Origin of the sequence: uncultured Umboniibacter sp., assembly GCF_947497555.1 — a bacterium.
Lineage (GTDB): Bacteria > Pseudomonadota > Gammaproteobacteria > Pseudomonadales > DSM-25080 > Umboniibacter.
Genome location: NZ_CANMGY010000004.1, coordinates 30,822 through 45,238, shown reverse-complemented (window position 1 = coordinate 45,238; position 14,417 = coordinate 30,822). Strand labels below are relative to the sequence as shown.

General features: G+C 48.7%; 7 protein-coding genes. 4 read left to right on the top strand and 3 right to left on the bottom strand.

Annotation, left to right across the window (positions count from 1 at the left end; genetic code table 11):
* Positions 1-17 precede the first annotated feature (17 nt).
* Positions 18-1,994, bottom strand: a complete 1,977-nt coding sequence (locus Q0698_RS06335; RefSeq protein ID WP_298634869.1) for an ATP-binding protein — start codon at positions 1,992-1,994, stop codon at positions 18-20.
* A gap of 161 nt (positions 1,995-2,155) precedes the next feature.
* Here Q0698_RS06335 and Q0698_RS06330 point away from each other — a divergent pair, with 161 nt between their 5' ends.
* Positions 2,156-3,202 carry an efflux RND transporter periplasmic adaptor subunit gene (locus Q0698_RS06330; protein WP_298634867.1) on the top strand — a complete coding sequence of 349 codons (1,047 nt, stop codon included), beginning with the start codon at positions 2,156-2,158 and terminating at the stop codon, positions 3,200-3,202.
* Between the two features lie 3 nt (positions 3,203-3,205).
* The gene (locus Q0698_RS06325) at positions 3,206-6,382 is read left to right on the top strand and encodes an efflux RND transporter permease subunit (RefSeq protein ID WP_298634865.1); all 3,177 of its coding nucleotides are present in this window, start codon (positions 3,206-3,208) and stop codon (positions 6,380-6,382) included.
* Between the two features lie 58 nt (positions 6,383-6,440).
* On the opposite strand, the gene Q0698_RS06320 is transcribed toward Q0698_RS06325, so the two are convergent.
* On the bottom strand, positions 6,441-6,896 hold the full coding sequence (locus Q0698_RS06320) for an Lrp/AsnC family transcriptional regulator (RefSeq protein WP_298634862.1): 456 nt from the start codon (positions 6,894-6,896) through the stop codon (positions 6,441-6,443).
* 139 nt (positions 6,897-7,035) lie between these two features.
* On the opposite strand from Q0698_RS06320, the gene Q0698_RS06315 reads away from it, so the two are divergent.
* Positions 7,036-8,655, top strand: a complete 1,620-nt coding sequence (locus tag Q0698_RS06315) for an aminotransferase class V-fold PLP-dependent enzyme (protein ID WP_298634860.1) — start codon at positions 7,036-7,038, stop codon at positions 8,653-8,655.
* 284 nt (positions 8,656-8,939) lie between these two features.
* Positions 8,940-11,402, top strand: coding sequence for a TonB-dependent receptor (locus tag Q0698_RS06310; protein WP_298634858.1), 2,463 nt, complete (start codon positions 8,940-8,942; stop codon positions 11,400-11,402).
* A gap of 152 nt (positions 11,403-11,554) precedes the next feature.
* Here the strand turns inward: Q0698_RS06310 and Q0698_RS06305 are convergent, their stop codons facing one another.
* Positions 11,555-14,323, bottom strand: a complete 2,769-nt coding sequence (locus Q0698_RS06305) for a valine--tRNA ligase (protein WP_298634856.1) — start codon at positions 14,321-14,323, stop codon at positions 11,555-11,557.
* Positions 14,324-14,417: the final 94 nt, after the last annotated feature.

Here is a 14,417-nt window from a genome sequence, read left to right as displayed (position 1 = left end):
CGGTAATAGGCACAGGTCTAGCTGCGCTGGGCCTTGATAGTAAAGCTGACTCGATTTGGGTGAATGTTCTCAGCGAATAGTTGATGAGCAAAGTGCTCACAAATTAATTTGCTAAGATAGAGGCCGAAGCCCAAATGGTTCGAGGATTCTTGAGACCTAAGGCTAACAAAGGCTTCGAATAATTGCTGGGTTGGTTCAGCTAACAAGGGGCCTTCGTTAGTTATCGTCATACTCACTGAGTCTTTGTCATCGATAACGCTCACGAGAATATGAGTACCCGGTGTATGAAATGAAATCGCGTTATCGATAAGTTTGGTCAAAGCCTGAGCCAGAAAGTCACCATCTGTGCTAATAAAGCGGGGCGCGGCGGAAGCGATAAACTCGATGTTGAGCGTTGGGTTAACAATACGATAGCCTTCAACGATTTGATGAACTAAGTGATTAACATTTACGGCTTCGGGTTTCACGTCACGCAGAAGTTGTTCAAGGTTTCGTGCTTCGGTAAGGCGTTGAAAAATGACCTGTAGTTGCTGAGATCCTTGAGCTGCGCGCTCAATATATGTCCCCGAATCTTCCGTAGCATGACGACGCAAATGTTCGAGACTTGATTGGATTACGGTCAGTGGCGTCTTCAATTCGTGACTTAGGCGACTGCCGAGTTGCTCCAAATATTCGGTATTCGCAACGATTTGTTGTTGCAAGTCATCAAAAACGTTGGCCAGTACGCTAATCTCATCGAGTCCCTGGCGACTCTTCCCTTGAGGTCCGAATCCCGTCATTCGGTTTTCCAGTTTCTTCAAGCGCTTAGCTAACCAACGAGCCCAAAAGCTAATGAGAATAATGATTATGATTGCACCGATAAATAGCAAGAATATCAGCTGTAAGTGACCTGCCGACCATAATACCTTGCCCATCACTTTAGGTTCGATAATGGTGAGTGTTGCGCAATTTGCAACACCACAGTCGAGACGAATGACCCCCGCTAGTGCTCCCGAGGGCCAAGCCGCAGCGTTTACATGAGTAATTGCCGGAGCATCTCTCTGCAGCGATGAGTGCTGAATGAGTTCTTCTAACTGCCAACTTGAGCTCAAGTTAATATGTTTTTCGTTGGAACGTTGTGCGGTCACTAGACTAAGTCGTTGAAGCCAATTTAGCGGTTCTGGTGTCACCATGTCACTTGAGTTCCCAGACCAAGCTAACAAGTTCAAATTATCATCAGTCAAACGAATTTCGGCCTGCTTATCCAACGCGTGATATTGGCGAAGTAACTGCTGCGCAGTAGCGTCAGTCCATACAATCGAAGGAGTGACCTCATTGTCATCGAAATTACGGAGTACTATCGACCCGGAAGAGGTCTCTATGATATGCAGTGCGATACCGAGTTGCGAACCCACTAAATCTTTAGGAATGCGTAATTCCAAGATGCTGCCTGTATTGAGGGGTTTCCAGTATCCTGAAACTCGTTGATTGACCGACTGGTCTCGTTCTCTTGCAATGATATCATTACCCAAGGAAGGAGTGATGGCGTACTGCCCGAATTCAGTGGTGATCGCGAGCTGGTCTCCCGCCACAAAGCGTCCGGACTGATAGAGGCGTTGGGGTTCATGGCCTTGGATATCAATTAATAGCCATAAATGCTGATTGGTCTCAACTGCGCTAACTTGTGCCCTCGTTGTTCCATTATTTAGTTCAGGTCGACTGTGGAGGTTTATGCCGCGCCGTGGAACCATTGCCCAATCGTCGAGGTAGCCGTCAGTCCGCATTTCACGTTGAATCGCGAAGGGGTTGATAGCAATTGAATCACTGCGTTCACTGATCAGTGAGGTTTGCGAGGACAGTAAGGTGCCAAGCGCCTCTAACCGCTGCGATAGTGTCGTGGCTTGATAGTCGCTTAAACGAACTTCGACAAGGCGCAGCGATAGTAGCCCGAACGCCGGGAGTAGCAGAAGTAGCAGGCCTATGATGCCGATTTGACGTTTCAGGGGAATCCACATTGCTTAACGGTCCGATTTAGCTTTGAATAGCGGGAAAATACTTCTGTCCTCGAATGACTGATAGTTGACTACTTTAGTGGCGCTATTATCGATGTAAGAGGATATAACTATACGTTGAGACTAACTCCAGTCTAATCGTTTACTGCGGAACATTCTAACAAATGAATAAAACACTGCTTTCTCTTATTTTCACAGTACTTCTTGTTGCTTGGTTGGCTTCAGGGGCGCTTGGTGATGACCCTCAATTAGACACATCAGTGACTGCCGGTGACAATTTCAGTGTCCGAATTGTTAACTCTGAAGCGCAAGCTCATCAGCTGATGATAGAACTTCGTGGCCGAGTAGACGCAGACAAAGAGGTGTTGGTTGCGGCTAAATTGCAGGGGCAGGTGATTGCTACCCCGAACCGCGAAGGCTCAACGGTCAAGGCAGGAGATGTGCTTTGTGAGCTGGAAGCGGGTGATCGCTACTACCAGTTAGAGCGGGCGGAATCTGCGGTTCGATTGGCTGAGCTAGAATATGAAGGTGTCAGTCGTTTGACGAATGGTGGATTACAGTCAGAGCTTGCCTTAGCCAATGCTGAGAACGCGCTTGCCGCCGCACGCTTAGCCGAGCGGCGAGCGGAATTAGCCGTCTCCTATTTGAAGATTACGGCTCCCTTTGATGGAATTGTTGAAAAGTTGCTTGCCGACGAGGGAAGTTACATAAAAATTGGCATGGGTTGTGCCCGGATGCTAGATGTCACGCCAATGATTTTTAGTGCTCAAGTGTCTGAGTCTCAAGTTCGCTATCTATCTGTGGGTCAAGTTGCGGCAGTCGAGATAGGCGATTCGCTTGAAGTGTCTTCGGCGTTACGATTTATTTCGTCACAGGCTGATCCAATCACCCGTAACTACACCATTGAGTCAGTACTAACAATCGATGAGGTAATTCCTGCGGGGTTAACAGCAAAAATGCGTTTAAAATTGGCTGAGGTCGAGGCTCACTTATTGGCGCCATCTGTACTTAGCCTCAGTACTGATGGTGTCCTGCGCGTTAAAATAGTCAATGATCAGTCTCGGGTTGAGTACGTCCCAGTCAGTTTGGTGGACGAAACTTCCGCGGGTATATGGGTGGACGGCTTACCCCAGCGTGCTCGGGTTATTGCGGTAGGTGGTGAATTTGTAGCCGAAGGTGACCAAGTCTCCGTTGAATTGATAGAGGGTTAAGGCGTGCGGACTTTCCTAAACCTATGTATTGAACGCTCTAGAACCACGCTATCAATTCTAGCTTTACTCTTAATTGCTGGGCTTTATGCGCGGAGTGATATCGCTATTGAAGCGAGTCCGGATGTTCAGGTTCCGGTTCTTCAAGTACTAATTATTAACCCAGGGATCTCCCCCGACGATGCCGAACGCTTACTGTTGAAGCCCGTTGAACTTGAGCTGCGGACCATTGATGGCGTTGACGAGCTCAATGCTGCCGCTAAGGAGAGCTTAGCTTCGTTTATGATTCGCTTCGATTCAACGATTAATATTGATTTGGCGATGAATGACGTTCGCGCTGCAATTGATCGAGCTCGAGAAAAGCTCCCAGAATCAATCGAAGAACCGGTCATTAACGAAATCTCTGCTGATAAGTTCCCCACCATGGTGGTGGGGCTATCTAGTACTGCGTTGGATGAAAGAGAGTTGTTCACCATCGCGCAGACGATGCGTCTTGATATTGAGATGATTTCCGATGTGCTATCTGCGGAGCTCCGTGGAAGCAGAGAAGAAGTCGTTGAGGTGAAGATCGATCGAGATAAGCTCGAGAACTTCAACATCACGCCTTTCGAGCTTATTCAAGCAGTGAATGCTAATAATCAGTTGATCCCAGCTGGCGAGATTGATACGGGAACGGGACGTTTCGGCGTGAAGGTTCCGGGTCTTATCGAAAGCTACTTTGATGTGATTAATCTCCCGATCAAATCAACGCCAACAGGTGTTGTGGTCCTGTCTGATATTGCTGAGATTACTCGCAGATTTAAGGACGCTGATGGATATAGCCTAATCAATGGTGATCCCGCAATTTCGATTGAAGTGAACAAACGATCGGGAACCAATCAGCTTGAAGTGGCTGGGAAAATTCGCCAGGTTGTTGATAGTTATCGGGGGGTGTATGCCGATTCACTCACCATCCAGTCTATCCTTGATCAAACTCCCCAGACTGAGCAGATGGTTAGCGAGCTTCAGGGTAATATTGTTACAGCGGTTTGCTTGGTGATGATTATTGTGGTGGGAGCATTAGGCTTCCGTTCAGGGCTCTTAGTGGGCGCTGGCATCCCAGTTAGCCTATTGATGGGAACGATTTGGATTTATCTGCTAGGTTACTCTTTCAACTTCATGGTGATGTTTGGCATGTTGTTGGCACTGGGGATGTTGATTGATGGTTCGATTGTAATTACCGAATATGCAGATAGGCGAATGGCCGATGGTGCATCGTCTCGTCAAGCATATATCTCGGCAGCTCGACGAATGTTCCTACCAGTACTTGCATCGACTGCTACGACGCTTGCGGCATTTCTACCAATGATGCTGTGGCCGGGGACAGTGGGCGACTTTATGGCTTATCTGCCTACCACGGTTTTTGCCGTGCTAACTAGCTCGTTAGTTTACGCGTTAGTTTTCGCTCCGGTACTGGGCTCGATGTTCGGTCGGTCAAATTTCACCAAAAAAGATATTGAGCATTTCCGAATATTAGAATCGAGTAATCCGGTTGAGTTAAAAGGCGCAACGGGAATGTATGCTCGCGTTCTAGCGCGACTCGTCCGTTTCCCAGTGTTAGTGACATTGATGAGTGTTGTACTGATTGTGGCCATCTATTCCGCATATGGGAAATACAGTAAAGGCGTCGAGTTTTTCACAACGTCCGAGGCGGTCTACGGTCAGGCCGCGGTTCGAGCACGCGGTAATCTATCGGCACTTGAGGTCCTAGAAGTTGTTCAAGGTGTCGAACGAAGGATTGCCGAAACGCCGGGAGTTCAAACGGTCTATACCTCTACCTATCAGCCCGGAAAGGGCAGCGGCCCAAATGAGTCTCCCGATAGAATTGCAACCGTGCTAATTCAGTTAGTTGATCATAATGACCGCGAGCTGAATTCGGCGGAGACCTTTGAACTCATCCGTCAGCGCACCGCCGATATCTCGGGTGTTTATGTCGAGGCAGGTGTTATTGAGCAGGGTCCACCAGTAGGCAAACCGATTAAGATTGAGCTTAGCGCTGTAGATAGGGAATTGTTGATTAGCCAAACGGCGCGTTTAAGTCGCTTAATACAGTCTGAAGTGACTGATCTTCGCGATATCGACGATTCACGACCGCTACCAGCAATAGAATGGCAAATTGATGTAGATCGCCGATTGGCAGCTCAGCTTGGTGCTAACGTCCTTGAAGTGGGCACCGTGGTGCAATTATTAACGAATGGTGTAGAGATTGGTGATTATCGCCCCAACGACGCTGAGGAAGAGGTTGAGATTCGAGCTCGCTTCGCGGCAGCCGAACGCCGTATGCAACAACTAAATGAACTTCGGGTCTACACTCCGAACGGCTCAGTTCCGCTATCGACTATTGCCTCCATATCGCCACGCAACGCAACGGGCACCATTGAACGCTTCAATGGTCGACAGGTGATGTTTATCAACGCCGATACGATTGAGGGTGTTCTAGCGGATACCAAAGCGAAGGAAATCATGGCGTTGGTTGAACGATATGATTGGCCGAGCGAATTGACGATTACTTTCCGAGGAGCTAATGAGGAGCAAGCGGAGTCTGCCGAGTTCCTTCAGGTCGCTATGTTACTCGCCATGTTCCTCATGGCGGTATTGCTAATATCGCAGTTTAATAGTTTCTATCAAGCCGGCCTGATTATGACTGCCGTGGTGATGTCTACCGCAGGGGTCATGGGCGGATTACTCATTACCGGTAGTGTATTTAGCGTTATCTTAACGGGAGTAGGGGTGGTGGCGCTCGCCGGTATCGTCGTTAACAACAATATTGTTTTGATTGATACCTTTAATGTGCTTCGTCGTGAGAACCCTGCGATGTCACTCTCGGAGGTTATTATTCGTACAGGCGCACAGCGATTGCGTCCAGTTTTTCTCACGACCGCAACCACCATTTTAGGTTTGTTACCGATTGCAACGAATTGGTCAATAGATGTAGTAAGTCGAACTCTTGATCATGGCGGCACTGTGGCTTCCTACTGGGTCCCTCTTGCTTCCGCAATTGTTTGGGGCTTGGCTTTTTCTACGCTCTTAACGTTGATCGTGACGCCGTGCATGCTTCTGCTTCCTCAGGCGTTAAAGCGTAATTTGCGTTGGCTTAAGCAGCAGCTACTAATTGGCGTGAGTAGAGTACTAACACGGACCTAAGCATTTTGTGACAGCTGCGGTGCAAGGAATAAATTGCACCGCTCTGCCACGCAATTCGCTATATCGGTAGTTGTGTAGTTGCCTTGAGCTCTTCCATCACAAATGACGAACTTACATCGTATAGATCGGCCTTGATCAGCGCTTGGTAAAGGCGATCGAAATCCTTCATATCAATCACAACGGCCTTAATTAAGTAGTCCAAGTCACCGCTCATTCGGTGCACTTCTAAGATATTATTTAATTGGTGGGTAATTTCTTTGAACCGCTGCGACCAATCTACATTGTGCTGATTGGTGCGCACGGAAATGTATACCGTTAAAGCCAAACCCAACGATTCAGCATTGAGAATGGCCGTTCGTGTCTTGATAATTCCTGCCTCATCGAAGTTTTGGATACGCCGCCAGCAAGCAGATTTCGACAAATTACATCGTTCCGCAATATCGCCAATGGAGAGATTACCGTCACCTTGCATGAGTCGAAGTATTTCTCGGTCTTTGTTGTCTATTGGGTTCATTTTTGAAACAATGTTCCTTTTTAGGTTATTAAAATGAAATTAAGTTCATCAATTTGTCATTTATGTGGTTCATATTAGCACAATGTGTGGTTTTTGTTTAGCTACTATAGAGCCATCTAAATTGACGAGTAGTAGAGCGATGTCTAAGCCATTGATTGAGCAAGTCCGTGCGGGTGTTATCGGTGAAACACAGGCGATCAGCACACCCTTCGGCACCAGGCCGTTAATCTATGCGGATTACACTGCGTCAGGAAGGAGTCTAGATTTTGTTGAGAACTTCATTCAACAACGGGTACTACCATACTATGCCAACACGCATTCAGAAAGTTCGCTTACGGGGCGTCAAACTACCGCGCTACGTGAAGAGGCGCGGGCTGCGATCAAGCAGTCGCTTAACGCGACCGAAGAACACCGGCTCATATTTTGCGGGTCAGGCGCTACCGCGGCCATCCATAAATTTATTGGGATAATGGGGCTACATGAAGAAAAGGCCGAGCGCCCAGTGGTTTTTATTGGGCCCTATGAGCATCATTCAAATGACCTCCCTTGGCGGGAGGCGCCGGTTGACTTGGTGCGAATTCCTTTATGCTCACAAGGCCTTATCGACGAGGCTGAGTTGACGGCTCAGCTTCGCAAGTACCAGAAGCGAAAATTACTGATCGGTTCGTTTTCTGCCGCATCGAATGTTACCGGGGTAAAGACCCCCGTTAAACGCATTAGCGCACTGCTACATAAGTTTGGCGCGCTATCATGTTGGGACTACGCAGCAGCGGGTCCCTACGTTGAAATTGATGTACAGAATACGTTGGCTAGCGGTGAAGGAGATAATAGTCTTGACGCGGTGTACCTATCGCCACATAAATTCATCGGTGGGCCAGGCACCCCTGGGGTGCTACTACTAAAATCTGTGCTGTCTGACAATGCGTGCCCAACTGTCCCGGGTGGTGGCACGGTATCTTTCGTGGCCGCAAAACGTCATACCTTTTTAACTGATATTGAACGCAGAGAAGAGGGCGGTACACCAGCGATTGTAGAGGCTATCCGAGCGGGCATCGTATTTAGCATTAAGGATCAGGTGGGGGCTTCAAACATCGTTGAGCTAGAGCATGGCTATCTTCAGCGTGCCTTTGCGGTGTGGGAGCAGAATCCGAGCATTAAAATTCTTGGTGGTACCACCTTAGATAGGCTGGGTATTGTTTCCCTGCGCTTCTTGGAGGGGAATAAGGATTTACATTACGGCTTCGTTGTCGCGCTGTTAAATGATCTCTTTGGTATTCAAGCTCGGGGCGGCTGCTCCTGTGCTGGCCCCTACGGTCACGAGCTACTTGGCTTGAGTGAGGAGCAATCGTTGGCGATAGAAGCGGCTAACCACCGCGGTGATATGGTGTTGAGACCGGGCTGGCTCCGCTTAAACTTCAACTACTTCATCGATGATGAAACGGCGAATTATCTTATTAGCGCGGTCGATTGGGTGGCTTCTCACGGCATCAAACTTCTTAATCACTATTGTTATGATCGTAGCTCAGGGACTTGGAATTATCGTGGCGAACGTCTGCCACTAACGGTCAGTTTAAGCGATGTCTTTGGTCATCGCTCGGTGCCAAACCTGTCGCCCATCGACAAACCGCTGAATCACTATATTGATCGCGCCGATGCGATCGTAGATCACTGCAACGAAACGACTGGTCGCGGCGGTTGTCGGATAGGCGATGAAAGTAAGGATCTCTGTTGGTTTGTGAGACCGAATGAGCCGGCTTAGTGAGTAAAATTCAGGTGTTAAAAATACATAGCAGTTTAGTTTGTTGATGATTCAGCTATGTATTCCGCAAGCGCCTAATCGTTGAATCGAAGTATTCATAAGATCAATCGACAATGTAGGCAATTAGCCATTGTTTTTATAAGTTGAATCCCTTATTTTGAAGTAATGAAGTGACGATGATCTATTGCACTTCTAGCGGGAAATAATGCCATAAGTGACAGTAGATCACGGCTAAAGAAAAAGTCTTTCCCGTTTATTACTCAATCTTTACCTTAGGGGAAATTATGAAAAACAATTCTCGCAGGCTACTTAGTGTAGCGATTGCTGCTGCAACGTTATCGAGTGCTGCTGCTTGGGCACAACCGGAAGGCGAAGTCGAAGAAGTAGTAACCATTGGTAGCCGAAGCGAAGGCCGTTCGGTGACTCAATCTATGGCGCCTATTGACGTGATTAGTTCTGAGAGCTTAACGTCTCGTGGTGATGGTGACATGGCTAATATTCTTCGTTCCGCCATTCCTTCCTACAATGTTAACGACCAGCCTATTTCTGACGCCGCTACGGTAGTTCGACCGGCAAACCTCCGTGGTTTAGCGCCGGATCAGACTTTGGTCATGGTAAACGGTAAGCGTCGTCATCGTGCAGCGGTTATCTCATTCCTCGGTGGTGGACTATCGGATGGTGCTCAGGGTGCTGATATTTCTGTCATTCCCGCCGCGGCGCTAAAGCAGGTAGAAGTACTTCGCGATGGTGCTGCCGCACAGTACGGATCTGATGCGATCGCTGGTGTGATCAACTTCGTCCTAAACGACTCTGCGGAGGGCGGTTCAGCTGAAGTTAAATTAGGCTCAACCTACGAAGGTGATGGCAATTTCTACACGCTTTCACTGAATAATGGTTTTGCTTTAGGGCCAAACGGATTCGCGAACCTAACCTTAGAATATGGTGAGAAGGATCCGACGAGTCGTTCAGTTCAGCGTGCCGATGCGGCGGGTTTGATTGCGGGTGGTAACACCGCTGTAGCTAACCCAGCTCAAGTTTGGGGACAGCCGGAAACTCGCGGTGATCTCAAAGTTTTTCTAAACACTGGAATTGATATTGGTAACGGCAACGAGGTCTATGCGTTTGGTAACTATGCTCGCCGTACGGTAGAGGGTGGTTTCTATTTCCGAAACCCAACTAACCGAGGCGGCATTTACTCGAACGACGGTGGCGCCAGTGATTTAATCGGTGACCTCACGGGCGATATGTCAGGAAATTGTGCAGGTTTATCTCACGAACAGGCTCAGGGCAATCCTAACTGCTTCTCATTTACTGAGATGTTCCCCGGCGGCTTTACACCTAGCTTTGGTGCTGATGTTGTAGACCTCTCCGGTGTTGTAGGCTTCCGAGGCGAACTATCCAATGGTATCAACTACGATGTGAGCTACGGTACGGGATACAACGAAGCGGCGTTCTTTATCTCGAATACAGTCAACCCTTCGTTAGGGCCGAACACTCCCACTAACTTCGAACCGGGTACTTATATCCAATTAGAAAACACCTTCAATGTGGACCTTAATAAATCAATGGGCGACTTTAATGTTGCTGGTGGTTTTGAATGGCATGAAGAAACCTTCGAAGCAAAGATTGGTGATATCGCGTCATGGGAGAGTGGCCCACTTACGGATCAAGGCTTCGGAATTGGTTCTAATGGTTTCCAAGGCTTTGGCCCTCAGGTTGCCGGCAAGTGGTCGCGTGAAAACTATGCCGCTTATGGTGATGTAGAGTGGACACCCATTGACGCCTTGACCTTGGGTGCAGCGCTTCGTTATGAAGATTTCGATAGCTTTGGTTCGACTTCGAATTGGAAACTATCTGGCCGCTTCGACTTTACCGAGTCTTTGGCTATTCGAGCTACTGCATCAACGGGCTTCCGAGCTCCAACTCCAGGTCAGGCTAACGTAGTTAACACGACAACGGCTTCGGTCTCTGATGGTATGGGCGGTCAAATGCTGGTGGATCAGGGAACGATCGCACCAACTACTGCTATGTTGATTAACTCAACCGCTGAAATTCTTCAGCCAGAAGAGTCAGAGAACATTAGTGTCGGTGTCGTGGCGCAGCTTGGTATGTTTGACATCACTGCGGATGTTTATCGTATTGACGTTACTGATCGAATTGCGTTGACCGACAACTTCGATGTGACGCCAGCTGATCGACAGGTCCTTTTAGATAATGGTGTTCCAGGAGCTGAAGGCCTAGCCTCGTACCGTTTCTTCGCCAATGACTTTGACACTCAGACTACCGGTTTGGACGTGGTAGTTTCTACCTCATTGTTCGACGATCGTGGTGATCTTTCGTTGGTATACAATTACAACGAAACGGAAGTTGTCGGTGGATCTTTGAGTGCCGATCGTCAGCGTCAATTGGAGGAAAATCTTCCTAAGCAGCGCGCGAACTTGAGCTACCGTCATATGATTAGTGATTCCTTCTACGCGATGGCGCGAGTGAACTACTACTCGTCAGTATGGGAAGCTCACCTTGATGATGCAACGTTACCCATCGATATTGATGCAGCACTTACCATGGACGCTGAGTTAGGCTACAACGTATCCGATTCTCTCGCTATTATTGGTGGTGTGGCGAACTTAACAGACGAAGCGCCGGACAACCCATGGGCTGACATCGCAGGTGCTCAGTACGCTGTGACTTCTCCCTATGGTTTCCAGGGCGGCAGCTACTACGTCCGTGTACGTTACGACTTCTAATAGGAGCTTAGGCGCCTAAAACGACAAGCCGCGATTCGATCGCGGCTTTTTTTCGTCTGTAGTATTTTGCTCGGTGCCGAAGTTTCAAAAAAAAGCCCAACTATTTAGCTGGGCTTTGGAGGTGCGTTAGCAGAATAGTAATCTTACTGCGATTACAGTGAACTGATCTCGTCGCGTTGAAGGCCCAGCTTCTTGAATGCCAACTCAGCGGCAGTCAACTTCTCACGTTCCTTCTCGATGACTGCTTCCGGCGCTTTGGCAACGAAACCCTGGTTGTTTAACTTGCCTGATATCCGAGCAACCTCTTTTTCTAACTTGGCAATCTCCTTATCAAGGCGAGCTAGCTCTGCGTCCTTATCAATCAGTCCAGCCATCGGTACCAAGACTTCCATATCGCCAACAAGCGCTGTAGCAGACATTGGTGCCACTTCATCTGAAGTAAGTACGGTGGCCGTTTCAAGTTTCGCTAGGGAAAGTAGGGTAGCGCTATTAGCCGTCAGTCGAGATTGGTCGATCTCACTCGCGTTGCGGAGCAAAACGGGAATGGGCTTACCTGGGGCGATATTCATTTCGCCACGAATAGTTCGGATGCCATCGATGAACGACTTGAGCCATTCAATATTCGCTTCGGCTTCGAGGTCGATTTTCTCGTCGTTAGCAACGGGATAGGCTGCTAGCATAATAGATTCACCGGACTGGCCGGCGAGTGTTTTAACTCGCTGCCAGATTTCTTCCGTGATGAAAGGCATGAACGGGTGTGCTAATCGGAGCGCTGTTTCCAGGACCCGAATCAAAGTACGACGGGTACCTTGCTTCAGTGCCTCTGGGCTATCGTCATTCCATAGCACGGGTTTTGATAGCTCCAGATACCAATCACAGTATTCATTCCAGATGAACTCGTAGATGGCCTGACTGGCAATGTCGAAACGATAACTACTTACTGCCTCAGCGACGGCTTTCTCGGTGTGTTGAAGGCGAGAAATAATCCAACGGTCGGCCAAACTTAGTTCGTAATTCTCACTGCCATCTTGGGCGCAGTGATGGCCCTCGGTGTTCATTAATACGTAGCGAGCAGCGTTCCAAATCTTGTTGCAGAAATTTCGGAAACCCTCAATTCGACCCATGTCGAATTTTATATCTCGACCGGTTGAAGCAAGCGAAAGATAAGTAAAGCGCAACGCATCGGTGCCGTAGGCGCCAATACCCTCAGGGAATTCTTTACGTGTCTTCTTCTCGACTTTCGCGCGCATCTTGGGCTGCATGAGACCGGTGGTGCGCTTCTCAACTAGCGTATCGATATCGATGCCGTCGATGAGATCAATAGGATCAAGAACATTACCCTTGGACTTAGACATCTTCTGGCCTTCACCATCGCGAACCAAACCGTGAACATAAACGGTATGAAACGGTATCTCGCGCTTGAAGTGAAGAGTCATCATAATCATCCGTGCCACCCAGAAGAAGATGATATCAAAGCCTGTAACCAAGACGCTGGTAGGATGGAAAGTCTTAAGCTCAGGGGTTTCTTCAGGCCAGCCCAGAGTACTAAAGGTCCAAAGCGCTGAGGAGAACCAAGTGTCTAGGACATCGTTGTCCTGACGCAGTGGCCGATCGCCAAGGTCATTCTTGGTGCGAACCTCTTCCTCAGAACGACCGACATAAACTTTACCTTGATCGTCGTACCAAGCAGGAATGCGATGTCCCCACCAAAGCTGACGGGAGATACACCAATCTTGGATATCACGCATCCACGCAAAATAGGTGTTCTCCCACTGTTTTGGTACAAACTGAATGTCACCAGACTCAACGGCTTCAATGGCTGGTTTCGCGAGTGTTTTTGCGTCCACATACCACTGATCCGTCAACCAAGGTTCAATGACCACACCAGAGCGGTCACCACGCGGAACTTTCAATTTGTGAGGTTCCACTTTGACTAGCAGGCCGGCCTCGTCAAAATCAGCAACGATTTGCTTACGTGCTTCGTCTCGAGTTAAGCCTCGGTAGGCTTCGGGCGCCACATCATTAATCTTCGCATCGGCAGTAAAGATGTTAATTAACGGCATGTCGTGACGTTGGCCCACCTCATAATCATTGAAGTCGTGGGCAGGGGTGATCTTAACGCACCCGGTTCCGAATTCAGCGTCTACATAGCTGTCGGCGACAACCGGAATATTGCGCTGGCAGAATGGTAGAGCGATCTCTTTACCAACTAGATCTTGATAGCGTTCATCATCGGGGCTTACTGCCACACAGGTATCACCCAGCATGGTTTCTGGGCGGGTGGTCGCAACCACAACATCACCACTGCCATCAGCGAGCGGGTAGCGGAAATACCACATGAAGCCGTCTTCTTCCTCTGATACCACTTCCAAATCTGAAATAGCCGTATGAAGCTTAGGATCCCAGTTAACCAGACGCTGCCCGCGGTAGATTAGCCCTTCATTGTAGAGCTCTACAAACACTTCCTGAACGGCATGTGAGAGTCCTGGATCCATGGTAAAGCGTTCGCGGCTCCAATCCGGCGATGCACCTAAGCGGCGGAGCTGCTTAGTGATGGTGCCACCTGATTGCTCTTTCCAGTCCCACACTTTCTCAATGAAGGCATCACGGCCAAGTTCCTGACGCGTCGTTTCGCCCTGTTCAAGAAGCTGGCGCTCAACAACCATTTGCGTTGCGATACCTGCGTGATCCGTTCCCGGCTGCCAGAGGGTGTTACACCCTGTCATTCGATGGTAGCGAGTCAAGACATCCATGATGGTATCCTGGAACCCATGCCCCATATGGAGGCTGCCGGTTACATTGGGCGGTGGAATCATAATCGAGTAGGGAGTGCCCTCGCCCGAGGGACGGAAGTATCCACTCTCTTCCCAGTTTTGATAAATGCGCGTTTCGATGTCTTGTGGCTGGTAGGTTTTATCCATGAGTCCTCTAAACGGTCCGCTTTGAAGCGCTACCGGAAAATACAATTGTCTTCGCGCGAGTATAACTCAAGGTACAACGTTTGTTGACTAGGAA

Bases quoted from the DNA above. Each gene is read 5' to 3' on its own strand.
- Q0698_RS06335 (WP_298634869.1), bottom strand. From the start codon at position 1,994: ATGTGGATTCCCCTGAAACGTCAAATCGGCATCATAGGCCTGCTACTT.
- Q0698_RS06330 (WP_298634867.1), top strand. From the start codon at position 2,156: ATGAATAAAACACTGCTTTCTCTTATTTTCACAGTACTTCTTGTTGCT.
- Q0698_RS06320 (WP_298634862.1), bottom strand. From the start codon at position 6,896: ATGAACCCAATAGACAACAAAGACCGAGAAATACTTCGACTCATGCAA.
- Q0698_RS06315 (WP_298634860.1), top strand. From the start codon at position 7,036: ATGTCTAAGCCATTGATTGAGCAAGTCCGTGCGGGTGTTATCGGTGAA.
- Q0698_RS06310 (WP_298634858.1), top strand. From the start codon at position 8,940: ATGAAAAACAATTCTCGCAGGCTACTTAGTGTAGCGATTGCTGCTGCA.
- Q0698_RS06305 (WP_298634856.1), bottom strand. From the start codon at position 14,323: ATGGATAAAACCTACCAGCCACAAGACATCGAAACGCGCATTTATCAA.